Origin of the sequence: Anaerosalibacter bizertensis (genome assembly GCF_009696605.1) — a bacterium.
GTDB lineage: Bacteria > Bacillota > Clostridia > Tissierellales > Sporanaerobacteraceae > Anaerosalibacter > Anaerosalibacter bizertensis.
The window spans coordinates 1-24,835 of the sequence record NZ_VULR01000005.1; the positions used below are offsets into that span (position 1 = coordinate 1).

Genomic DNA, 24,835 nt, shown 5'->3' on the forward strand with positions numbered 1-24,835 from the left:
TGCTATACCTAAAATTAGACTAAGAAAAATATATTTGAATTTATAGAAACTTAGGTACTTCAGTTGTTAACTTGAACATAAAAAAAGAGGCATTTCATAACTGATAAATCAGTTATGAAACAGCCCCTTTTTTATATGTTTATTTTATTGTTATAACTGCAGTATCATTAGGATCTGCCCAGTTATATATAAATTTAGCATGGCTAGTATAATTTCTAACACATTTATGAGATCTAGGCATGGTTCCTATAGTAAATAAATATTCTTTTATACCTGGATCTACATTTTTTCCATCCTTTTTAACAAAATCTACAGGAATTCCATGTATATAAGCACCTTGGGCAAATCTAACTGCATAAGGAGCATATCCTGATATCTGTCTAGTATTATCATCTAAATAATAAAACCTATCTTTCTTTTCTAAAGCTTTGAATTTTCCTATTGGTGTTTCAAATTTACGTTTTTCCTTGACTCCCGTAGTTGCTAAAGTATAGGATATCAATGTCCATTTATCACCTCTTTTTTCAAATACACCTTGATTTTGATTTGTAGTATCAACTACTACAGCTTTTGAAAAACTATCTAAATTATTGTCAAAAGAAATATATTTTTTTGGAACCCAATATTCCCCTTCATAGTCCAAGCTCTTTACTTTGAAATAACCTTTTTCTTCCCCTAAAATAAAAACTATTATTCCATCGGGGAAATATCTAAAATTGTTCTCATTATTTAAATCAATATATGCTGGTGCACTTTGATAGGCCTGCATACCATATTTATCCATTGCCTTTCCGTTAATTAAAGGTGGGGAGCCATTTACATCTTTATAATTTGATATATATCCATATTTATATTTTGTTAATTCATTTTCTAATTCCTTGATTGAACTATACATATTATCAAACCTAAAACTTCTTATTTGACTAACACCTTCAGGTATGAATCCATAAAGCATCTTGCCATCTTTATTATACCAAGATACACCAAACCATTTATCAGAACCGGTATCTTTTATTGTTTCACCTTTTACTTCGTTTACAAGTTTTAGTTTATCAAAGGTATTTCCTTTACCTATTACATTTCCTCCAAAAGAAGGGGTATTGTATATATTGACCCCATCTTTATTAATCAGACAATAGTCATAGGGCATTAAATATTTTCTATAAGCCAAATCTACATCTACTTCTTTTGGTACTCCAGTATTAAAGGTTTTATTTACTTTAAGATTTCCTGCACTAAAATTGGCAATTAACTCTTTATTTGATAATAAATTATCCTCACTTAATAGATAATCAATATTTCTTTCTTTTAAAGCCTTTTCTGTTATCTTGTTATCATCTTTTATACTAAAAAAATTGACATAAGGTTCTATATCATCTTCACTGTATTCCGAACTCTCTCCTACTTTTTCTTCATTTTCTACAGGAGGATTTTCAACATTAGGTTTTAAATCCTGCTTAGGAGAGCAAGATGTCATTAGAATACTAAGTAGCAAAATACAGGTTAAATACATACTAGTTTTTTTCATTTTCAAATACCTCCTCTTTTTAAAATTTTTATATGATATCTTTACTATTGCTTATATTATTCCGCTTAAATGCTAATTAAATTCATAAAAAAAGGCCCTTTCAAAATGGGCCCTTTTTTATTCCATTATTCACCTGATACAGATAAACTTTTGACCTTTACAGACGGTGATCCTACTTGTCCACCCATACCAGGTAAAACGAATTTCAAGTCATTTCCTATTTTTTCTATATTTTTTAATGTATCATAAAAGTTTCCTGCAATAGTTATTTGATTTACTGGTCTCTTTATTTTTCCACCTTCTATTTCATATCCATAAGCAGATAATGAGTAATCTCCCGATACTGCATTTGCTCCTGAGTGCAATCCTTGTACATCTATTATTAATAATCCATGATCTATACTTTTAATTAAATCTTCAAATGAATCCTTGCCACTTTCTACATATAGATTGGTTGGTGCAATAGATAGGGATGATTTATAAGAACCTCTATATCCATTACCTGTAGAACTTACTCTATCTTTTTTAGCAGTTTTCCAATTATAAAAATAAGTTTTTAATGTACCTTTGTCTATTACTTTTTTAAACTTAGTTGCCATTCCCTCATCATCAAAGGCTCTAGAAGCCACTCCGTCTTTTATAAATGGATCATCTGACAAAGTAAGAATAGGAGATGCTATTTCACTATCTATTCTATCTTTCAATAGTGATAATCCCTTTTGTACGTTTTCAGCTGAAAAAACAGGCACAAAAGTTTCTAAAATATTGGCAAATACATCATTTCTAAATATAATAGGATAATTTCCTGATTCTATAGATTTAGCACCTAGCATTGATAATCCTTCTTCCACTGCTTCTTTTGCTAGGGATTTATAATCATAATCTGAAAAATCATTGGATATTATATAGCTGGATCCAGTTTTTATATCTTCATTCTCCTTAACTACTACTGATATATAACAATAAGCTATATTTTTCTTTTCTTCTAAATCTACACCTTTTGTATTTTGCAAAATCCTATGTTGTTCTACTTCTCCATAACTACAACCAGAGACTGAAACTACTCTCTCATCTAAGGATAGTGCTTCTTTCTCTAAAGCTTTTACAAAATCTATTTTCTTTTCTAAAGATACCTGGCTAAGATTTTCATTATATAGCTCTACTTCTTCATATTTACTAGAACCAGAAAAAATCTCTTCTTTATCTGGAGAATCTATATATTTACTATTTTCTATAACATCATTAATAATTAAATCTATTGAGCTTTCATCTATTTTTTCAGTATAAGAATAACCCATCTTTCCATTTGATATTCCTCTAAGAGAAAGCCCTCCACTTTCTGCAATATTGTATTTATTTAATTCTCCTTCAAATACATCTATTTCTATTTCTTTCCCGTTTTCAATAAATACTTCCATATCCTCTAGGGAACCTTTTCCACTTTCAAATATTTTTTCTATTATAGAATTATATTCCATTCTATTCATCCCCCTTTCTTCCACCTACTGTTAGGTTTTTAACCCTTATTGTTGGTTGTCCTACATTCACTGGTACAAGCCCACTTACAGAGCCACACATTCCTTGAGCTAGTTTAAGGTTATTTCCAACCATATCTATTTTATCCAATACTTCTGTTCCATTTCCTATAAGAGTAGCTCCTCTTACTGGTTTAGTTATCTTTCCATTTTCTATTAAATATCCTTCCATTACTGCAAAATTGAAATCCCCTGTTGCTGGATTTACACTGCCACCTCCAAGTTTCTTTGCAAACAATCCACTTTCAGTATTAGAGATTATTTCTTCAAAGGTAGATTTTCCATTTGCAATATACGTATTGTTCATCCTAGAAGTTGGAGGAAGCTTATAGGACTGTCTTCTGGATGAACCTGTAGGCTCATAGTCCATTCTTCTTCCATTTAACTTATCTACTAAATATCCTTTTAATATACCATTTTCTATAAGAAGGTTTTTCCTAGTTGGAGTCCCTTCATCATCAATATTTGTAGTTCCCCATTCATTAGGAATAGTCCCATCATCTATAGCTGTAACTACTGAAGATGCTACTTTTTCATTTAATTTATTGGAGAAAACCGATGTATTCTTAGCTACAGAAGTTGCTTCTAATCCATGACCACAAGCTTCATGGAATAACACTCCCCCAAATCCATTGTGTATAACTACAGGCATTTTGCCACTTGGACAAAATTCTGCATCGATCATAGTTTTCGCTATTCTAGAAGCTTCTCTACCATGTTCCTCTATATCTATGTTTTCGTAAAACTCAAATCCCATAGATGCTCCTGGAGCTGAAAAACCTATTTGCATTTCCCCAGATTTTGTAGCTACTGATTGAATAGCCATTCTTGTCCTTACCCTCTTATCTTCTGCCATTAAACCTTCTGAATTAGCTATAAGTACATTTTGTTCCTCATCTAAATAGCTAACTGTAACTTGAGATATAACCTCATCATAGTTTTTAGCACTTAGATATCCATTTTTCATAATTTCTATTTTCTTTGCTTTTTCCACAGATCTAGGCAATGTTATTATTTTATTATTATTTTTTACATCATTTTTCATAAGATTTAAAACAATATTCTTTTTATCTAAGTTTATTGCTAATGCAGCTTCTTTAGCAACTTTGATTAAGTTTTCTTCTGTAGAATCATTGGTATAGGCATAAATACTGTTAAATCCATTAAATATCCTTATACCAACACCATAATCTCTCCCTGAAATACTGTCTTCAAGTATTCCTCCTATCATTTTCATATTTGTAGTATACTTATCTTCTACAAAGATCTCAGCAAAATCTCCTCCAGTAGATAGTGCTGCATATAATACATTTTCTATAGTTTTTTTATTTAGCAAACTAAATCCCCCCTATATATCTAATATAATATATTTCGACACTGAAAGCTTTTTTCCTTTTAAAATAAAAAATTAACACAGTAGATTTTTTCTACTGTGTCAAGATTGATATTAAATTAAGTACATTTATTTCTAGAAGCCGGAAAATAATATTAATATGAAGAATAAGAAAATAAATGTTTCATCAAAGCCACCATGGAACCAATCTGAATCCCCAGAAAACAATAATAAGATTATTAAAAGAAGCAATAGCATTTCATTGTCCCCACCAAATATATTTGCAAAGATATCTTGAAGCATGACTAAACCTCCTTTATTTTAAACTATTCATTATATACTATTCAAATAATGAGTTTTGGTTACTAACTTTGTTAGCTTAAAATAAATAAAAAAGGCCTAGTCATTCAAACCTAGGTCTTCTCTCAATTCAACTATAGATTTAGTTGAAATATTTTTTTCATCTATATTTAAAATTTTAATAGCTTTATTTAAATCTTCTTCTTTCTCTACTTCAATTTCCATATAAGTATATGGATAGGTATCTTTGTCCCAAGTATCTATATCAAATCTTATATCATTATATTTATAAGAAATTCTTTCTTTAAATCCTTTACTTATTGTGTGAACTCCTAAGACTTCTAATATATATAATAGAGCATTTTTATTTTCTACTTTAGTGTTTATCTCTATATTTTCTCTAATACCATCCCTTGCAACATTTTCTTTAAGAGTAAAAATATAATCTACTTTTCCAGTTTCTAAATCTTTCTTTTCTCTAAGTCTTAAATAACTGTCATGTTCATTTTGAATTTTATTTTCCTTTGAATCTAATAAATAATTTATTTGTTCTTCTCGACTTATTAGAGAAGCTCCTATTCCAATTAATTGCTTTTCTATACTTTCTTTATCAATATTTAATACCTTAACTTCTAATTCTTTAGCCATATAGTCTTTCCTCCTACCATTGAAGCCAGTATGTTTATTTCCCTATCAAACAATATTAAATCTGCATCTTTTCCGACTTCTATGCTACCTTTTTTATTATCTACACCTATTGCTTTAGCTGAGTTTAAACTAGCCATTCTTACTGCTTCATGAATAGGTACATTTTTCTTATATACCATATTATAAACTGCATCTCTCAAATTAAGGGTGGAACCAGCCAATGCACCACTTTCAAGCCTTGCTTCACCTTTTTTTACCAATACTTTTTGTCCTCCTAGTTCATATTCTCCATCATCAAGCCCTGCAGCTCTCATAGCATCAGATACTAGAATGATTTTTTCAACTCCCTTTGTTCTTAAAGCTATATCTACACTTCCATCATGAAGATGTATTCTATCATATATGATTTCACAATATACCCTATCATCTGTTAAAGAAACACCTATTATTCCTGGCTCCCTATGAGAAAAACTTCTCATACCATTATATAAATGGGTAGCTAGTGTTATGCCTTCATGTACCCCTTTTTTTGCTTGTTCAAAGGTTGCATTGCTATGAGCCATAGCGGAAATTATATTTTTAGATTTTAAATATCTAATAACTGAACTAGCCCCTTCTAATTCTGGTGCAATAGAAACTACTTTAAGCATTCCATTTGATAATTCCTCTAGTTCTTTTATTCCATTTAAATCAGGGCCTTTAATATGTTTGGCAGGTTGAGCCCCTTTCTTTTCCATGGAAAAGAAAGGGCCTTCTAAATGGATTCCAATTATTTTAGATTTTATTTCTTTATTTTTGTAATCTACAATATTTTGGATAGCTTTTTTCATATCTTCACAAGAAGATGTAATTATAGTTCCTAGAAATGACGTAACTCCATTTTGCAAATGAAAATCTGCAATATTATCTATAGCTTCTTCTGTAGAATCCATGAAATCATAACCTGAGTTTCCATGATTGTGTATATCTATAAAACCTGGAGCTAAAAAATTATGTTGACCATCAATTACATTATCTACATTTTCTCTCTTAAAGTTTTCTTCTTTATCAATTCTTTTAATAACACCTTTTTCAATTAAAACTCCATGTCCATATATTATCTCATAAGGCGTTACTATATTTACATTTTTAATCAATACTTTCATTTAACTCTCTCCCTATCCCTTTGAATACAGTTTTCTATTTTAGATATTCACTTGCTGATTCTTCATCTAATATTATGGTTACATCTGGATGTAATAATAGTAAAGAAGCAGGATTGTAAGTTGATACAACCTCATCTTTTAATAATTTTCCAATTATATTGGCTTTATTTTTTCCATTAGCTAAAAGAAGTATTTTTTTAGCCTTCATTATACTTCCTAGTCCCATAGTTATAGCTTTTTTAGGTACTTCTTCTATAGAATCAAAAAATCTTGCATTAGCTCTTATTGTAGATTCTGTTAAATCTGTTATATGGGTTCCTAAATAAAGTTTATCATCTGGCTCATTAAAAGCTATATGTCCATTTTCTCCTATTCCTAATATTTGTAAATCTATTCCACCTTGTTTTTCAATATCTTCATCATAAGATTTACAATATTCTTCTACATTTTCTGGATTTCCATTTGGAATATTAATATTATCTTCATCTATATTAATATGTTTAAAAAGATTATCATACATAAAATAATGATAACTATTTATATGATCATGAGGAATTCCTAAATATTCATCTAGATTGAATGTAGTAACTTTAGCAAAATCTAGACCTTCTTCTTTATGTCTTCTAATAAGCTCTTTATAAGTCCCTACAGGTGTACTTCCTGTAGCCAAGCCTAGGATTAAATTCGGCTTATTTTTTATTTCTTTCTCTATAATATCTGCAGCTTTTTTACTTAAATCTGAATAGTTTTTTTCAATAATAATTTTCATGTTTAATTCCTCCTTATATATTAAATGTATCTAATAAATTTTTAATGGATTAAAATCTATATAATCACTAGATACACATAAAAACTGTATACCTTCAATTACATCTTCAACTACATATCTATGACCTTCTGAATGAAGATGACCATAGATACAAATATCTACATTATATTCTTTCATTAAATAAACAAATTCATTTGGAGAAGAATCTAAATTGAAGGGTGGATAGTGAAGCATTGCTATAATCTTATCTGGTCTACCTCTGATAGAATTTAAAGATAAATTTAGTCTATTTAATTCCCTATTGTACATTTTTTCATCATGCTCTGTGAAATCTTCACTATCCTTAGGTTTCCAACCTCTACTGCCAACTATGTCTATATTTTTATAGGAATAGCTATCATTTTGAAGAAAAAATATAGTATCAAGTTCTAAAGAATTCATTTTCTTCTTACTTTCCCACCAATAATCATGATTTCCTTTAGTTATGACCTTTTTGCCTGGAAGTTCATTGACTTTTTTCAAATCATTATACGCTTGGTCTAGTTTTAATGCCCATGATATATCTCCTGGTATAAGTACTAAATCTTCATCAGTTATTTTTTCTTCCCAGTTTTCAAATATTTTTTCCTCATGACCTACCCAGTTTTCTCCAAATATATCCATAGGTTTTTCTCTAGAATAGTCTAGATGCAAATCTCCTATTCCATATATCATTTATTTCACCTCAGTTAATGTTAAAGTTTAACTTTAACCCCCAAATGGCTATTTTTACAGTTCCAATAGGTTAAGGTAACTCTTTAACCTATAAATTTAAGTAGTTGAATTCACTATTATTTCTATCTAGTATATCCTTTTCTCTTGTATGGCAAGTAAATAAAATAATTTGTCTTTTCTTACTTTCTCTTATTAAAAATTTCAAGATATTTTCAAGTCTATTTTTATCATACTGTATAAAACAATCATCTAATATTAGTGGGGTTTTTTCTTCTTTCAAAATATCTGCGATACTAAATCTTGTGGCAAAATATATTTGATCCATAGTGCCACCACTCAATCTACCTATATCTACTAATGCATTGCTCTCAGGTTCCACTACAGAAATATCCATTTTTTCATTTATTTTAACCTCTTTATATTTATCTTCAGTAACTATAGATATAGTGTCGCTTACTTTCTTGTTTAGAGTAGGAGCAAAATCCCTTTGTATATTTTTAGATATTTTTTCAATAGTATCTCTTGCTAATGTTAAAGATTTTAGTCTTTTTTCATACTCTTTTTTTGATTTTTCTTTTCTTAAAATATCTTCATCTATTTCTACTAAAGGTCTAAAATTCTTAAATAAACTGTTGATTCTTTCTTCGATTCTAGTCATATTTTTTTGTTTTTCAGATAGTCTATTATCTACATCTTTTAAACTATTTAATAAACTATCCTTTTCTAAAAGTTTATGATCATATTCTAAATCTTTATTTATTAAAATAGACTCTTTTTTTAAATACTCTAAATTATTATTACCCAAAATTTTATTTAACAATAATTCCTTACTCTCTATATCCTTTATAAAATTATTATATTTTTCTTTTTTTATAAGACCTTCTTTAAATTCTTCAATACTAGAAGAGCAATTTTTTGAAAAAATTTCTTCTATATCTTTAGATATCTGTCCTAATTCTATATGACAACCATTTATCTTATCCCTTAATTCTTTTTGCTCTTTTAATAATTCAGATTCCTTGTCTTTTTTAGTAATAAATTCAAAATATTTTCTTTCAATATTTTTTATATCTTCAATAGTAAAGTCTTCTTCAACTTTTAATAAAATATTAAAATCCTTTAATTCATCTTCAATCTCAGCTATTTTTTTAATTAAAATTTCCTCTTCTTCTTTTAATAACTTAAATGCTTTATCCCTATTTTTAATATTTAAACTAGCTTCATAATTTTCATCTAAAAGTCGCTTTAATTCTATTTTTGTAGAACAATTATATTTTTTTAAAATAGTATCCATCTCATAGTCTAATTTCTCTAATTCTGTGTTTTTTTCTCTTTCTTTTTCCCCAAGCTGTTGTATTTGTCTATTCAAATTTCCAATATAAGCTTTAGAATCTTTATTTGAATAAAGATTGTAAATAAGAAATAAAGAAATTGGCAATATTAATATGAAAAATAAATTATTTTTAAAACCTAAAGCAATAAAGGTAAGTATAGTTAAAGATGATGCGAAACTTAATAGTTTCTTTTTCTTAAGTTCTTTTGTTTTTTCTTCTAGTCTAGTTTTAAGGAAAAGCACACTTGTATCCTCTTTTTTATAAAAAATAGCATTCTTTTTTTCTTCTATCTCTTCATACTGATATACATCCTCTATTAGATCTCTCATATTTTCTTCGTCTAATATTTTATTCTCTATTTTAACATTATTTATTTTATTTTGTACAACTTCTAATTTTTCTCTTTTCCTATAAATTTCTTTATATTTTTCAATTATATTTTCAAATTCTTCACCATTTACAATATTATATTTTTTTAAGCTATTTAAATCTTCTATTAATTCATTTAAGCTATTGTTTATATTCTTTAATTCTTCATTCCACTCATATATATTATTTTTTAAGTTATCTTCCTCTTTTTTTAGACTAATTAAATAAGTATAGTCGTCAAAATTAAGACTTGAATATTCTTTTAATCTTTCTGTTTCTTTATATAAATTGTCTATTTCCCTGGTAATTTTTTTTGCCTCTTCATACTTTTCTCTTATTTCTAATCTTTTTATATTGTCTATTTTCTTATCTAAAAACTCTCGTTCTTGCTTTAAAGCAGATACCTTGTTTTTTAAATCATTTAACTGAATCTCTTGAACTTTTATTTGTTCAATATATTTTAAAGCTATTTTTCTTTCTTCATATAATTTTTCTAATCTGTCCACAGTCTTTCCATAAGGAGAAGTTTTTCTCTGCCCTGCTGTACCTATAAAATTTATTTCCCTATTCAATTCCTCAATTGCATTCTTCACAGAAATATCCTCATCTAAACTTCCGCCAATATTAATTAAACTATCTTTTATTTCTTTAGCCAATATTTTATCTGTCTTATTTCCTAACTGCCTAATATTTATTGTATTATTATATACTACACTATTAAATCCTAACGCAGTGCTAGGTGAATATAGTCTCAAAACTGGATCATAATCAAATAGATGTGTTATATCTTCTCCAGTTTTATCATCAAATATTTTTACTTCATCAAAGCCTTTGATAAAATTTCTTTCTATCCTATATACTTCTCCCTTATGAATAAACTTTAAAACTCCTCTATATTCTGTACTATTCCAAGGAAAATATCTTTCATAATCTTTAGTATATATTTTCCTCTTTGAATAAGGTTTGAAAAAACCAAAAAACATTCCTTCGATAAATTTATGAATAGTTGTTTTTCCTGCCTCATTATTTCCATATATTATGTTCATTCCATCACTTAAAGTTAAACTTTTTTCTTCAAATTTTCCAAAGGAAATAAGATCCAATTGTTTAATAATCATTTCATCACCTTTTCTTTAAGAAGAGTTTCTAGACCAATGTAGAGTGCTTCTTTGTTAATTTCATCATTTAAATCTTTTTTTCTCATTTCCTCAATAAAAAGTCCAATAATATTGTTTTTATTTTCTATTTCCAGCCTCTCTAAATCATAATCTGGAGTAGTATTATCAACAAGTTCTAAATAATAAAATTCACTAGACAGTACTTCAACTAAATCTTCTAGATCAAAATCAATATCCCTATCCCTTATTCCCTTTAAAACTATTCTATATAAATTTTTATTCCTCATAGGAAAGTTATCACATTTTCTAATTTTATCTAGTATCTCATTATAAGTCATAGTTTCAGAAATATTTATTTCTTTAATTATAAAAGACCTTTTAGATAAGGGAAAAAGGCTCATAGTCACATTTTCCTTTTCAATGGTTCCTTCAATTATTCCATGTATACCTATTTCTCCAAAATCTAAAGGTTCCGGGCTGCCACAATAACAAATTTTATCTGTTATAAATTGAGGCTTATGGATATGACCTAATGCAACATAGTCGAAACCTTTCGACTCTAACACTTCCTTGTCCATAGGTAAATAAACCGAATCCTTATTCAATAAATCTCCATGAATTAGTAATATATTTATCTTTTCTTCTTTTTCTATTGCAATTTCTGATAATATATCTTTTTTTTCTTCTTTTTTATCCCAACTATATCCCCAAATGACTGTATCTAATTCTTTAAATTCTATAAAATCTACAGCTTTTGAACCAAATATATGTACATTTTTAGGCCAATCAACTTTTCTATAAAGACTATTTTCTCCTAAAGGATCATGATTACCTGTGGTAATTATGATATTAGTATTTTTTGCTTCTTCCAGTTTGTCTCTAACCCTTTTTATATCCCCTATAGTAAAATATTTTTCTTCATATAAATCACCAGTAATAAATAAAAAATCTGTATTATTTTCTATAGCTCTATCAACTATTCTTTCAAAGGTTTCCCATATTTCCAAACGTCTCTGTTTTGCATATACTCCATCAAAACTTGCATTTCTAAACTGAGAACCTAAATGTAAATCTCCAGTATGTATGCATTTTATCATTTGTTTTCCTCCAATACGCCAAACTTCACTATTTGTATATAATAGAGTATACCACAAAATGTTTAAACTAGATAAAAATACCCTTATTATTACATTAGGGTATTTTTATCTATGTTCTTATTTTATTGAAGATTATTCATAAATTAAACTAATTATTTCATCTTCACCTTTTTCAACTTTTCCACTATTTTTAATTATATCTTTTAATTCATCTCCATTAGTTATAACAACAGGTGTAATAGGAGATTTACCTTCTCCTTTTACATAATCTATATCAAATTCAACTAATAAATCACCTTTTTTAACTTTATCATTTTGCTCAACATATCCTTTAAATCCTTTTCCCTTTAACTCAACAGTATCTAATCCAATATGAATCAATATTTCCAATCCATCTTTAGTTTTTAAACCAACAGCATGATTAGTAGGAAATATACTCACTATTTCACCATCTACAGGTGATACTACTACTCCTTCAGCAGGATCTATAGCCACACCATCTCCAAGCATTTTTTCCGAAAAAACCTTATCAGGAACATTTTCTATTGGTACTATTTCTCCTGTCATAGGTGCTATTATTTTTTCAGTTCTTTTCTTCTTAAAAAAATTCAACATAGAAATTCCTCCTTACTGCTATTTTTTAATTTTAAAATCATCCACTATCATTCTTGTTCCTTTCAAATACTCCGAAATTGCTCCAAAATCTTTTTTAGCTAATCCTACAAATAATATATCTATTACAGTTAATTGAGCAATTCTGGAAGCAATAGCTCCTACTCTTAAATTTCCTTCTATTCCTCCAGTACATAATTTTATATCAGATATATTACTTAAAGGATTGTCCCCATATCTAGTAATAGAAATAGTTTTAGCACCTTTTTTATTTGCCATTTCCATTGCTTTAAATACTTCAAGAGTTCTTCCACTATGGGATATACCTACCGCCACATCATCTTTCTGAATATTTACTGCTGTAGAAAGCTGAGTATGACTGTCTAAATACATAAAAGCATTCCTACTGATACGCATGAGTTTATATTGGAAATCTAAGGCTACCAATCCTGAGGCTCCTACTCCATATAAAAATATATTATTTGCATTATTCAATACCTCTACAGCCTTTTCAACTTCATCATAATCTAACAAATCCACAGTATTTTCTATAGATTTGATATTCCCTGCTGAAATTTTACCAACAATATCTTCAATTGTATCATCTACTCTAACATCTTCATAGACTATATTCTGACTTTTCTTCGAATCGGATATTCCCTTTGCAAGTTCTATTTTAAAATCTTGAAACCCTTCAAAACCCATTTTTTTGCAAAATCTTACTATACTAGAAGGGCTAGTATTACATTTTTTTGCTAAATCTTGAATAGATAAATTATAAACTTCTTCCTCATCATCTAATACACAACTAGCAATTTTTTGTTCTGAATTAGTTAACTGATCCTTTACTTGGTTCATTTTTAAAAACAGGCTCATTTCTAATCCTCCATTATATAAAACTTAAATTTCTCCCCTGGTTCTAATAAATCTATAAGAATACTACCAGCCCCTGAATCCCCCACTACATTTACTCTTTCATCTGCTGGAAGTTCTTTCTTTAGTATCTGAAATTCTCCTTCATACCTTTTATACTCCTTATTATCTATTGTAACAGAATATTTATTCCTTGGTAACCTATTATTCTTTGGTACAATTTCTCCATTCTTTATAAGTCTAGATTCTTGTGAACGTATGGCATACTCTCCTGGGTCCATACGATTTGTGTGAATACTATTTAACAGTTCCAATTCTACTTTTGATAAATTGTCATTTAACTTTATAGGAATAACATTTACACCTTTTTCTAAAGTAGTTAAACTCTCTAACTCTTCATCTGAAGCAATAGCATCGCCTATAACTACAAAGTCTACACCTAGTTTAAATAGATGCTGAGCACTAACCATAGGCAAAACATCCCTATGCTTCTCTAATGTTGGCAATCCTTCATATACTGGCCCTCTTCTCCCATCCCTTGATGGTATGAAAGCCATAGTTTTTATACCATATCTTTGGAAAATTTTATTTCTTTCTATAAACAATTCTTCAGATATACCTGTCCCTTTCCTTGGATAAAAGTTGTGACAAGCATTTATTTTTTCTACATTTCCACCAAATTTTATAAAATTCTCTATATCTTCTGAAGTAAAGGTTGTAGCATTTACTGTTATTCCAAAATCATATTCGTTTGTCATCTTAGCTGCTTCTTCTAATGTAAAACCATAGTCTAATCTTAAATAATCTATTTTATATCTACCCATATCCAACTTTTCAAAATAATTTTTAGATATATCTATAATAGTTGTAAAACCTAATTTTGATGATTCTTCTAAAAGAATTTTTAAATCCTCTAAAAAATTCTCATCAGTTTCTGGTATATGGGCAGAAGTAAATAGTGTCTGCACTCCAAAACTGCGAGCTTTATTTAAATATTCAACAATTTCTTCAATTGAATTGTCCATTCCTGCATAGACAGATATACCGATCAAATCAATCACTCCTAATCATTAATCATTTTATTATTACACAAGGTACTCTTCCGAGTACCTTGTGTAATAATATATCTATTTTAATTTTATTCTTCAACTGGATCGTCAAAACCTAATATCAATGTTGCTATGAAACCACCTACATAAGCACCTATAATTCCTAATATAAATCTACCTACTCCACCTGGTGCAATAAGCAATGCTAGTGGTAGTCCTGAAATACCCATACCCATTGCTCCTACCTTAGCTGGTGCAACTATAGCACCTCCTACTGCTCCTCCAATACAAGCTCCTAAAAATGGTTTACCTAATGGTAATGTTACACCATATATTAGTGGCTCGCCAATACCAAGTATTCCAACTGGCAATGCACTACCAATAGTTTGTTTCAATCTTTTATTTTTAGTTCTAGCTAATACTGCAAAACTTGCTCCTACTTGCCCAGCTCCAGCCATAGCTAGAATTGGAAGTAAAGTAGTTACTCCTGTTGTATCAAGTAAGTCGGCATGAATTGGAGTCAACCCTTGATGCAATCCAGTCATAACTAATGGTAAGAATGTTCCACCAAGTATAGCTCCTGTAAATGCTCCACCTTTTTCAATAGCACCTGATACTGCTACACCTATACCATCAGAAATAGCTCCACCTATAGGTTGTAAGATTAATACTGCAGCAAATCCAGAAATTAATATTGTTAATAGTGGTGTAAGGATTAATTCCAATACACTTGGAAGTGATTTCCTTAATTTCTTTTCAATAACAGAGGCAAACCAAACTACTAATATTACAGAAATAATTCCTCCACGTCCTGGTACTAATTGTCTGCCAAATAATTCTACTCCTTCTAATACTGGTGAAATTGTTATACCACCCATTAATCCACCTATTGCTGTTGATGCTCCAAATACCCTTGCTGCATTCATACCTACCATTATTGCCATATATCCAAATACTGCTCCTGAAAATGCTCCCAATAGTCCAATAACATTTTCACTTGCAAGTCCTTGAGTATTTAAAATATTGTTAATACCCATTATAAGTCCTGAACCTATGAATGCTGGAATAAGTGGAATAAAGATTTGGGCTATTTTGTTTAAAAATCCACTTCCCGGCGCCTTGTATTGCTCTTTAACTTGCTTTTTCATTTCATCTGCCTGACCAAATTCTGGATTGTCAGTAACCTTAATTGATGTGTTTTCTTTTACATAATTTGATACCTTTGAAGCTGTACCAGGTCCAACTATTACTTGAACTTCTTGTCCTGATTTTACAACCCCCATTACTCCTTCTACTTTCTCTAGTTTTGCTTTATTAAGTAATGAGTCATCTTTTAATGAAATTCTTAACCTTGTCATACAGTTTTCAAAACTGATAATGTTTTCTTCTCCTCCAATATTTTGAAGGATTTCATTACCTAAATTTGAAATCTTTGCACTCATTTTTACTCCCCCTTTTTTAGATTTTATATAAAAGCTTTATTTAGAAAGCCCTTCTTCTATAGCTTTACTTAAATATCCTTTATTGTTATTTAATACTTTAACTGCTTCTTCTAAATCTAAGTTTGTTTCTATTAATAATATAGATAATTTTACATTATAGTCGGTTTTTTCTAATACCTTTGTAGCTTCTTCTATTGAAGTTCCTGTTGCCTCAACAACCAATCTTTTAGCTCTTTCAACTAACTTAGCATTTTGTGCCTTTACATCTACCATTAAATTTCCATAAACCTTACCTAGTTTTACCATAACTCCTGTAGATATCATATTTAGCACCATCTTTTGTGCAGTACCTGCTTTTAATCTTGTTGATCCAGATATTACCTCTGGGCCTACAATTGGATTAATGGAAACTTGTGCTACTTTTGAAAGTTCTGAATCTGGATTACATGTAATTCCTACAGTGAATCCACCTAATTCATTAGCATATTCTAAACCACCAATTGTATAAGGTGTTCTTCCACTAGCTGCTAATCCTATTAAAACATCTTTTGAAGTAAATTCTATTTCTTTTAAATCTTCTTTTGCTAATTCCTTACTATCTTCTGCACCTTCCACAGCTTCAAATATAGCTCTATGACCTCCTGCAATTAGACCTTGAACTAAATATGGATCTACTCCAAAAGTAGGCGGACATTCAGAAGCATCCAATATGCCTATCCTTCCACTAGTTCCTGCACCTATATATATAAGTCTTCCACCTTCATAAATTTTCTTTGCTATTATATCAATTGCTTCTGCAATTTTAGGAAGTACTTCTTCTATAGCAAGAGCTACTTTTTTATCTTCTTCATTTATCATTTTTACCATTTCCAAAGTAGATACTTTGTCTATACTTTGAGTATTCTCATTTATTCCTTCTGTTATCAATTTATTTAAGTCCATATTTAGTATCACCTTTCTTTCATATAATAACGTTTTCTTCTTTAAATAGATTATAGCATGTTTGAAATATTTTTTCAATGTTTTTTGTAGTTTATGAAAAAAAGTTTCATTTTTATTTAAAAATATCCTGCTATTTACTCATCTATTTCTATTCTAAAAATTCATTTCTTTTGAATATTAAATTTTTTTATTGGAATAATATTCTTATACTAAAAAAAGGAGTGAAAATATGGATACATTAGCTTTAACTTTAGTTATAATAGGAGCCTTAAATTGGGGCCTAATTGGATTATTTCAATTTGATTTAGTAGCTAATATCTTTGGTGGCTCTAGTTCAATATTGAGTAGAATAATATATAGCTTAGTAGGAATAGCAGGAATATATTCTTTTAAATTTTATTCCGATAGAGAAAAAACTTCTTAGACATAAGTTTTATAAAAGCAAATAGGTAGGATATATATAGCTACCTATTTGCTAATTACATATAACCACTCTTCCACTTCAGTACTAAATCCTGAGCTAATATCTTTATCTCTACATATATCTATATAGGTTTTTATAGGATCTTTATAGTTAAAATTTATAGTCCATTCATTTAAAACAACAATACCTTTATGCTTATAAATGGTCTTTGATATTATATAACCTAAAACATAGGGATTAATCTTACATATTAAATTATAATCTGGATTTTCATTTTTTATTGACAAAAGAGATTCATTTAAAATTTCAAAATACTCCTTACTTAAAAGCATATCCCTACTAGTTAAAGTCCCTATAGGATCGTCATTGCAAAAGTTAACACCATGTTGTACAAGACAAGCTATGCCTTCTTCTAATATTCTCCCTAAAGTATCATACATAGCTTTTTCAGGATAAAAACTCATTTTAAAAAATAAAGAAACCTTTCTTTTAAAAGGAATTTTTCTTGCATGATAACATTCATGAGCAAGTAACTTCTCAAATTCTTTTAAATTTCCAATATATCTTCCTATATTTACATAGACATCTTTAGTAAAAGTAGCAAATCCTCCATCAAACCCTCCTAGATATATTATTATATTAGGATCTACTTCTATATTCTTTGGTAAATATTCATATACTTGTATACATACCCTTTCAAAAATTTCTCTTTCATTCTCTTTTATATAATTAATATCTTTCTCTAACTGCACAATATTTCTCTTTAGAATAGAAAAGCCATAATCATCATCATACTTTTCATTTAAAAATACTCTTTTCAACTCATTTTTTATCTTTTTTTTATTTGTATCTCTTTTCAATCTTTTTTCATGTTTTAAAAAAATTTTCATTTGTGGAGAGGATATATAATCTTTAAATTTCTTTTCATTAAAATTACTCTCTTTTAAAAAATCTATAATAATATCTATTCCGTCAGTGATTACCTTCAAAATATACCTCCTTCCTATAAATGTATACTAAATATAGAAAGGAGGTATGCTAAAAACTCAATATGTTTTTACATTATTTTTTAAACTATTTAACCATTTTTTCAAATCATCTATTTGTTTCATAGCTTCACTATAACCTTGCTCATATAAATCATTTAATTTAGAAACATCTTTTTCTAATCTATCTACTTTCATTTCCTCAATAGGTCTAAAAACAAAAACTTTACCTTCATCTTCTAATTTATCTATTTTGTCCAATACTTTATTGTAACGAATATGCCTAGTTTTAATAGCTTCATAAAGTTTAGGATGTTTTTTCAAAAACCTTTTACTTATTATGCCTAACTTCTGAGGACCTTTTCTATAGTCTTTATTCCTTGTAAGTATAATTATATTATAATCATTTCCATCTTCAATGGATTTTTCAATAGGAATAGAGTCTACAATTCCACCATCGTAGTATAGTTCACCATTGATTTCTACAGGTTGAGATATAATAGGTAAACTACTAGAAGCTCTAAGTATAACCTCTCCATAATATTTAGAATCAAAATCGCTTTTTTCAAAATAAACTGGTTTCCCCGTTTCGCAATGGGTAACACAAGCTTTAAAAACTACTTTAGATTTATCAAAAGCTTCATAGTCAAAAGGTACTACTTCATTAGGAAGTTCACCATATAAAAAATCCATATTAAAATAACTTTTTTTCTTAATCCAATGTGTGAAACCAGAATACTCTTTATCTTTTACATGGTCTACAAAAACCTTTTTATTTCTTTCTCTCTGTCCCGACACATAGTTTGCCCCATTACTTGCCCCTGCTGAAACACCAATTACATAAGGAGTTCTTATATCCCCATCCATAAAAGCAGCCAATACCCCTGATGTATAAGCTCCTCTCATTCCTCCACCTTCCAATACAAGTCCTACATTTTTATCCATCATCTATATCACCCTTCTAACTTTCATCTTATTACCTTATTTTCTCAAATTTTCACGTTAAAATCAATAATCCCATTACAATATTAAAAAAAGATAGTGACATCACTATCCTTTTTTAATCATATGCTCACTTTGAATATTTATCTGCTATAGAAGAAGCTGCATAAGAATTAGGCTTAGTTTCACAGTTAAAACCACAAGCTTTTATCCAACCTACTATCTCTGGAATTAGCTTTGATGTTTTTCCATTGTTACCTGCATCTACATGGATACTTATTCCCAAACCTATATCCTCTTCCTTCAATGCTTTTGACAATAGATTAGCTATTTCTAAACTCATGCTTGTTTCAAAAAATAGCTTCTGACTAGTATTAGTAATCTTTTCTACCTTTCTTATATCATAAAAGAATATTCCACCATTTCCAACCCTATGAATAGCTACAACTACTACAGTTTTTGTATAACCAAAATTTTGGCTATCGGTACCAACAGATATATTATATTTACTATGAGGTGATTTAGATATAAATCTTTTAATAATTTGAATCATTTCCCTATAAGAAACTTCACCATACGTTGGACTATGCATATTCACCCCTACTTTCTATAACTATTACTTTTAATATTTGTTTATTTTCCCAATTGATATTGTAGCTAATAGTTTGAATTTTGTTAACATTATTTACACTTCTATTATATCCTTCCTATATATTCTATACAAATATTTTAAAAATTATAAAAAGAAAAAAGGAGGGCATATACCTAAACAGGCATTTCCCTCCTTTATAATTAACTATATTTAGCTTTAATCAAAAGCCTCTTTTACTATTTTTTTAAACTTTTCAATTACTTCTTTTGTCATTAGTTCACCTTTTTCTTTGGAACTAGTTCTCGCTGTTGCCAGTAGTCCAGAAGGAGGTACTATTCCATTTGCTTCCTTTGCCAATAATAATGCTAAATTATAAGATATAATCGTATCTGTAGATAGTGGTAAATGGGGACCATGTTGTTCCAATGATCCTATTGGTAATATAACTACTGCTTCATCTTTTCTATCATTAAATTCTTGCCGATTCATTTTTTTCATTTCTATTTCCATAATTTCAAAAATTACCTCCCAGTATTTGATAAATATTTATTTCTATAACTATTACCACATAACTTTTCCTTTCATAACTATAACTGCACTACCTCCAACTTTTACATCCTTAACCTTTCCATTGTCATGTGAAATTTCTGCAATAATTTCACTTGGTCTATCCATTATATGACCTTGCTCTACTCTCATAATTATTTTTTCTTCTTCTAAAGAAACTGCCTTATTTTCAATTAGATAAGCTGCCAATGCACCATTTGCTGTTCCTGTAGCTGCTTCTTCATTAATCTCTACCGATGGTGCAAAATCCCTTGTATGAATATCATTATTTGGATCTTCTGTTTCAAAAGTAAATGCATGAATACTAACAAAACCTTTTTCTTTTTGATATCTTGCCAACCTACCAAAATCAGGACTTGCTTTTTTTAATGTATTTAAATCTTTGATTGGCACCATCATATCAGGTAAACCTGTAGAAACAACTTGTAGTGGCAAATTATTTAGTTTTAAATCTGAAGCTTTTAGACCTAATAGATCTGCAATTTCAGAAACTTCATCACTAGTTCTAATTATTTCAGGCAATGTCTGACCCATAACTACCCTATCTAATTCCCCATTATCTGAGGCTATTAGATATACAGGTAGTATTCCAGCTTTGGTCTCCTGAAATACAAGTTTTTCTTTGGAATCTAATTTTATTTTACCTTCTTTAAACAAAGCATGAAAAGTTGCTATAGTAGCATGGCCGCATAAATCCACTTCTTCAGATGGAGTAAAGAAACGGACTTTAAAATCAGCTTTTGAATCTGTAGCAGGTAGTACAAAGGCTGTTTCAGAACAATTCATTTCTCTAGCAATATTTTGCATTTCTTCTTCACTAAGTCCATTGGCCTCTGTTACAACACCAGCAGGATTTCCCCCAAAAGACTGTCTAGTAAATGCATCCACTTGATAAATTTCTACACTCTTCAATACGATTCCCCCTATCTCTTTATTATTTATCTTCTGTATCATTATCTATATCATCTTTTAAAGAATCTCTATCTACTTCTTTTTCTTTACCTATATTATTTTTATTTACATTATTATTTTTCTTAATATAAATATTTAAAACTTTTATACCCTTATATATTAAGAAAAGAAGCAGTATTTCTTTTGCTAAACTAATAATAAATACAATAACATTTAAAAAACCAAATGCTTTCATTCCTAATGACTCCATTAAAACCCCTCCCATATAATTATTTAAAAATTTCTCTAACCCTGTTAACTTCTTCTGTTATATTATCCACTTCATATTCTAAGGCTATGATTGGACATATATTATATTCTTTCAAAATACTATAAAAGTATTTTAAATTAGAATCTGTTGGAACATTATGCTCATCAAAAATCTTGTTATTCCAATGGAGATGAATATATTTTATTCTATCACCTAAAACATCAAACCACTCTTTAAGTTCTGTTTCTTCGCTAAGGTTTGCATGACCAATATCTAGACAAACTTTAATATTTGGTTGTTTTATTTCATCTATTAGAACAGCCAATTCTTCAGGATCATTATCAAAAACATTTTCTATTATAATATTTATATCATAATTATCTAAACTATCCATAACTTTTTCCCAAAATACATTAGTTATTTTGTTCCTTGCTTCTTTCAATCTCGGATCCTTAAGCCAAGGATTTATTTGACTATGAAAAACTATATGTTCTGCCTTTAACTCTTTTGCAATATTTAATGATTGCATATATCTATTCCAAGTAATTTCTTCAACTTTTTTATCTGGACTTGATGGATTTAAATCTAAAAAACTACCATGTAAAGATAGAATACCTTTGAAATCTTCAGTTAATTTTTTATATTCTTCTAATCTATGTTCCCAATCATTGTCTAATAAATAGGGACTTGCAAAATCTTGAATTTCAACCCCTATATTCAAATCTTCAAAAATCTCTTTAGAAAATTTTTTAGGGTCATTAACACATTTAACAATTTTGTATTCCATTTTTTTGCACCTCTTTTCCAATGTAATTATAACATAAAACATATAATTTAACTCACCTTTAGAACCAAATATGAATAACATGGTTAAAAAGGAGGTTTTTTTATATGTACTATAACTCTATTAATGGTATGGTTAATACTGCTATAGCTGAAATAAAAGGCGGGCCTCTTGCCCCTCAAATCTATGGCACTGCCACATTTTCCGATGTGCCAGGTGGAACAGAAGTATTTGTTGAAATTTGGGGCCTTCCTCCATATAAACCGGCTGAAAACAATGAAGCTCCTATAGGACCTCATGGATTTCATATTCATGAATTTGGTTGTTGCCAAGTGGGAGATCCTTATAATCCTTTTGAATGTGCTGGTGGTCACTGGAACCCAACAAACCAACCTCATGGAAATCATGCAGGAGATTTCCCCGTAATATTTTCAAACAACGGCTATGCTAGGATGACTTTTTTTACAGATAAATTTAAACCTATAGATATTATAGGAAAATCGGTAATAATTCACCAAAATCCTGATGATTATAGATCACAACCTGCTGGAAATGCAGGAAAACGACTGGCTTGTGGAGTTATATATAGTCTTTGTTGATGGGAAAAGGTCAGATTTTTAATCTGACCTTTTTGATTTAATATTTTCAGATGCACAAATAAGATAATAATAAAAATAAAATGATTAATCTTCAACCTTTCTAATATTAAACCCACCTAAATCTTTAGGAATTATAAGTCTAGGAGTTAAATAAACTAATATACCAACTAATGCCATGAAAATAAAAGTTATAATTATTCCATTTTTGAAATCATTATTGGTAGCATCTTTAGCTAACATATTAAAATCTCTGTCTAATATATATCTATATATAAAAGTTCCTGCAAAGACTTCTAAAAATAAAACAATGTTTTTAATACTAATTAAATTCTTCATCCTATTACAAATTAAATAATTTCCGTCTTTTAACTCTAATTTGTTAGGATTTTTGCCAAAACCTATAACCCCATTGTGCATAATTTGCTTTCTTAAATAATCATCCATACTATTATACCTTTCTAGTTTTAGTGAACCCTAATTTATAAGTTAATTATATAATAGATTTATATTTTAATATACTTTTTTATAGTTATTAAAATATAAAGTCTTGAACTTTTTTATAAGCTCAAGACTTTTATCTCTATTTCCATTTGATTTTTATAGCCAGATACCGTCATATTCAAGGTAATAAATAATAACATTCTTTGATATTAATTTTGGATTATATTATTATAATCTTTCAAATATTAAAATCTTCTATAGACAAACTTTTTCTTCCATTGGAATTAAATAATATACTTAATTCTGCTATATGCAATTAAATATACCTTCAATCTGTATCTTGCAAGACCAATTATAACCTTTTCATAAAAGCAAGTTAAAATAATCTAACTTACTTATTTTATATAAACATTCTCTGCATTAATCCTTTTTTAAACTTTTTATATTCTTCTAATTTTTCTTCTTCTAATCCTATTTTTTTATCTATGGAAGATAGGAGATTGGCTATTTTAATTTGTTCTTCTTTTATGGGAACAAATATGGAACATGTTTCAAAGTTATCCATTCTCAAAGATTTAACTGTGCTTCCTACTGCCATCCTTAAAAAATGTTTATTTCTCATTCCCAACATATAATTTAAATACATCATATTTATTCTATTAGATGTTATAGAATACGCTCTTTGATGTAACGCATACTTTCCTTTATAATATCTGGGATGAAATTCACTTCCTTCTCCAGGATATATAATAGCTTCTTCATCATAATTATATATATCTATCCTTTTTACCACTATTGATCTATCAAAAAAAATATACTTTCCATTATCTACAGCATCTTGAACATTTGTACTACCAGTTTTAATATTTGATATCTCCCCTAACTTCTTCTCTTCCCAATCAGGATAATCCTTACCATTATCATCTTTAAATCTTATCTCTTGACTGAAAATTCTTTGCATCATGCCTTTTTTATATTTTTTAAGATTCTCTATTTTTTCTTGTTGTAGTTCTAATTTTTTATCTATTTTATAGAAAAAGTCTCCTATTTTTTGTTGTTCTTGGGGATTTGGTATTATTAAAGAAAACTTATTTATAGCATCACTATTTATTGCTGTGAAAGTACTTCCTTGTTCATATCTTTTCCATAATTTTTCATTTCTTATTAAGTAAAAATAGATAAAATTTTCTTGTTTAGTTTTAATAACACATACACCTCTACCTATACATGCATGATGTTCAGATCTTGATATATGTCCTACTGGAGCTCTTACAGATAAAATTAAATCTCCTATATCACAAGTCTTTGTAATTTCACTTGTATAAAACTGTGGTTTTGTTTTCCTATCTTTTATATCTGCATTTCCCTGTATTAATGGAATTCCAATTTCTTTGTCATTATAATTTTCTGATTTTGGTGATTGTCCCATAATAATTTCACAAACTTCCCCTAATTTCTTTTCTTCCCATTCTCCTTCAAACTCTGGAAATCTCAGTTCTGGTACTAATTGTTCTTTCAAATTGCTACCTC

General features: G+C 28.7%; 26 protein-coding genes. 2 read left to right on the forward strand and 24 right to left on the reverse strand.

Annotation, left to right across the window (positions count from 1 at the left end):
• Positions 1-139: 139 nt before the first annotated feature.
• The 15 genes from FYJ27_RS04590 to murQ form a co-directional block, all read right to left on the reverse strand.
• Complete coding sequence (locus FYJ27_RS04590; RefSeq protein ID WP_154483683.1) at positions 140-1,528, reverse strand: L,D-transpeptidase; 1,389 nt, start codon at positions 1,526-1,528, stop codon at positions 140-142.
• Positions 1,529-1,653: 125 nt separating this feature from the next.
• The gene (locus tag FYJ27_RS04595; protein ID WP_154483684.1) at positions 1,654-3,006 is read right to left on the reverse strand and encodes a TldD/PmbA family protein; all 1,353 of its coding nucleotides are present in this window, start codon (positions 3,004-3,006) and stop codon (positions 1,654-1,656) included.
• A 1-nt stretch (position 3,007) separates the two neighbouring features.
• Complete coding sequence (locus tag FYJ27_RS04600; protein WP_154483685.1) at positions 3,008-4,399, reverse strand: TldD/PmbA family protein; 1,392 nt, start codon at positions 4,397-4,399, stop codon at positions 3,008-3,010.
• A gap of 132 nt (positions 4,400-4,531) precedes the next feature.
• Positions 4,532-4,699 carry a hypothetical protein gene (locus tag FYJ27_RS04605; RefSeq protein ID WP_154483686.1) on the reverse strand — a complete coding sequence of 56 codons (168 nt, stop codon included), beginning with the start codon at positions 4,697-4,699 and terminating at the stop codon, positions 4,532-4,534.
• Between the two features lie 96 nt (positions 4,700-4,795).
• Positions 4,796-5,344: a class IV adenylate cyclase gene (locus tag FYJ27_RS04610; protein ID WP_154483687.1), complete on the reverse strand. Its 549-nt coding sequence runs from the start codon at positions 5,342-5,344 to the stop codon at positions 4,796-4,798.
• Entirely contained in the window at positions 5,329-6,489 is a 1,161-nt protein-coding gene (gene nagA / locus FYJ27_RS04615) for an N-acetylglucosamine-6-phosphate deacetylase (RefSeq protein ID WP_154483688.1), read from the reverse strand. The genes FYJ27_RS04610 and nagA overlap by 16 nt, the downstream gene beginning before the upstream one ends.
• A 34-nt stretch (positions 6,490-6,523) precedes the next feature.
• Positions 6,524-7,258 carry a glucosamine-6-phosphate deaminase gene (gene nagB / locus FYJ27_RS04620; RefSeq protein WP_154483689.1) on the reverse strand — a complete coding sequence of 245 codons (735 nt, stop codon included), beginning with the start codon at positions 7,256-7,258 and terminating at the stop codon, positions 6,524-6,526.
• 30 nt (positions 7,259-7,288) lie between these two features.
• The gene (locus FYJ27_RS04625; RefSeq protein WP_154483690.1) at positions 7,289-7,972 is read right to left on the reverse strand and encodes a metallophosphoesterase; all 684 of its coding nucleotides are present in this window, start codon (positions 7,970-7,972) and stop codon (positions 7,289-7,291) included.
• Between the two features lie 88 nt (positions 7,973-8,060).
• Positions 8,061-10,793 carry an ATP-binding protein gene (locus tag FYJ27_RS04630; RefSeq protein ID WP_154483691.1) on the reverse strand — a complete coding sequence of 911 codons (2,733 nt, stop codon included), beginning with the start codon at positions 10,791-10,793 and terminating at the stop codon, positions 8,061-8,063.
• Positions 10,790-11,890, reverse strand: a complete 1,101-nt coding sequence (locus FYJ27_RS04635; RefSeq protein ID WP_154483692.1) for a metallophosphoesterase family protein — start codon at positions 11,888-11,890, stop codon at positions 10,790-10,792. The genes FYJ27_RS04630 and FYJ27_RS04635 overlap by 4 nt, the downstream gene beginning before the upstream one ends.
• 132 nt (positions 11,891-12,022) lie before the next feature.
• The gene (locus FYJ27_RS04640; protein ID WP_154483693.1) at positions 12,023-12,505 is read right to left on the reverse strand and encodes a PTS sugar transporter subunit IIA; all 483 of its coding nucleotides are present in this window, start codon (positions 12,503-12,505) and stop codon (positions 12,023-12,025) included.
• 18 nt (positions 12,506-12,523) lie between these two features.
• Positions 12,524-13,378 carry a MurR/RpiR family transcriptional regulator gene (locus FYJ27_RS04645; protein ID WP_154483694.1) on the reverse strand — a complete coding sequence of 285 codons (855 nt, stop codon included), beginning with the start codon at positions 13,376-13,378 and terminating at the stop codon, positions 12,524-12,526.
• A gap of 2 nt (positions 13,379-13,380) precedes the next feature.
• A complete protein-coding gene (locus tag FYJ27_RS04650) occupies positions 13,381-14,427 on the reverse strand; it encodes a MupG family TIM beta-alpha barrel fold protein (RefSeq protein WP_154483695.1) in 1,047 nt (348 codons plus the stop codon).
• 86 nt (positions 14,428-14,513) lie between these two features.
• Positions 14,514-15,866, reverse strand: a complete 1,353-nt coding sequence (locus FYJ27_RS04655) for a PTS transporter subunit EIIC (protein WP_154483696.1) — start codon at positions 15,864-15,866, stop codon at positions 14,514-14,516.
• Positions 15,867-15,902: 36 nt separating this feature from the next.
• Positions 15,903-16,808 carry an N-acetylmuramic acid 6-phosphate etherase gene (murQ, locus tag FYJ27_RS04660; RefSeq protein WP_154483697.1) on the reverse strand — a complete coding sequence of 302 codons (906 nt, stop codon included), beginning with the start codon at positions 16,806-16,808 and terminating at the stop codon, positions 15,903-15,905.
• Between the two features lie 229 nt (positions 16,809-17,037).
• Between murQ and FYJ27_RS04665 the strand changes: the two genes are divergently transcribed.
• Positions 17,038-17,232: a DUF378 domain-containing protein gene (locus tag FYJ27_RS04665; RefSeq protein WP_154483698.1), complete on the forward strand. Its 195-nt coding sequence runs from the start codon at positions 17,038-17,040 to the stop codon at positions 17,230-17,232.
• Positions 17,233-17,276: 44 nt separating this feature from the next.
• Here FYJ27_RS04665 and FYJ27_RS04670 read toward each other — a convergent pair whose 3' ends face one another.
• The 7 genes from FYJ27_RS04670 to FYJ27_RS04700 all read right to left on the reverse strand — a co-directional run bounded on the left by FYJ27_RS04670 (position 17,277) and on the right by FYJ27_RS04700 (position 22,268).
• Complete coding sequence (locus FYJ27_RS04670; RefSeq protein ID WP_154483699.1) at positions 17,277-18,221, reverse strand: DUF5700 domain-containing putative Zn-dependent protease; 945 nt, start codon at positions 18,219-18,221, stop codon at positions 17,277-17,279.
• 57 nt (positions 18,222-18,278) lie between these two features.
• Positions 18,279-19,166 carry a patatin-like phospholipase family protein gene (locus tag FYJ27_RS04675; protein WP_229775474.1) on the reverse strand — a complete coding sequence of 296 codons (888 nt, stop codon included), beginning with the start codon at positions 19,164-19,166 and terminating at the stop codon, positions 18,279-18,281.
• Between the two features lie 124 nt (positions 19,167-19,290).
• Positions 19,291-19,752, reverse strand: a complete 462-nt coding sequence (locus tag FYJ27_RS04680) for a ribonuclease H-like YkuK family protein (protein ID WP_154483700.1) — start codon at positions 19,750-19,752, stop codon at positions 19,291-19,293.
• 216 nt (positions 19,753-19,968) lie between these two features.
• Positions 19,969-20,262 (reverse strand): creatininase family protein, encoded by a 294-nt coding sequence (locus FYJ27_RS04685; RefSeq protein ID WP_154483701.1) that lies wholly within the window; start codon positions 20,260-20,262, stop codon positions 19,969-19,971.
• 51 nt (positions 20,263-20,313) lie between these two features.
• Complete coding sequence (locus tag FYJ27_RS04690) at positions 20,314-21,231, reverse strand: PhzF family phenazine biosynthesis protein (RefSeq protein ID WP_195839074.1); 918 nt, start codon at positions 21,229-21,231, stop codon at positions 20,314-20,316.
• Between the two features lie 22 nt (positions 21,232-21,253).
• A complete protein-coding gene (locus FYJ27_RS04695; protein ID WP_154483703.1) occupies positions 21,254-21,481 on the reverse strand; it encodes a hypothetical protein in 228 nt (75 codons plus the stop codon).
• 19 nt (positions 21,482-21,500) lie between these two features.
• Positions 21,501-22,268, reverse strand: coding sequence for a sugar phosphate isomerase/epimerase family protein (locus tag FYJ27_RS04700; RefSeq protein ID WP_195839075.1), 768 nt, complete (start codon positions 22,266-22,268; stop codon positions 21,501-21,503).
• Positions 22,269-22,372: 104 nt separating this feature from the next.
• On the opposite strand from FYJ27_RS04700, the gene FYJ27_RS04705 reads away from it, so the two are divergent.
• On the forward strand, positions 22,373-22,864 hold the full coding sequence (locus FYJ27_RS04705; protein WP_154483705.1) for a superoxide dismutase family protein: 492 nt from the start codon (positions 22,373-22,375) through the stop codon (positions 22,862-22,864).
• 84 nt (positions 22,865-22,948) lie between these two features.
• Here FYJ27_RS04705 and FYJ27_RS04710 read toward each other — a convergent pair whose 3' ends face one another.
• Both FYJ27_RS04710 and FYJ27_RS04715 read right to left on the reverse strand, forming a co-directional pair.
• Complete coding sequence (locus FYJ27_RS04710; RefSeq protein WP_154483706.1) at positions 22,949-23,308, reverse strand: hypothetical protein; 360 nt, start codon at positions 23,306-23,308, stop codon at positions 22,949-22,951.
• 397 nt (positions 23,309-23,705) lie between these two features.
• Positions 23,706-24,824 carry a restriction endonuclease subunit S gene (locus tag FYJ27_RS04715; RefSeq protein WP_154483707.1) on the reverse strand — a complete coding sequence of 373 codons (1,119 nt, stop codon included), beginning with the start codon at positions 24,822-24,824 and terminating at the stop codon, positions 23,706-23,708.
• Positions 24,825-24,835 lie beyond the last annotated feature (11 nt).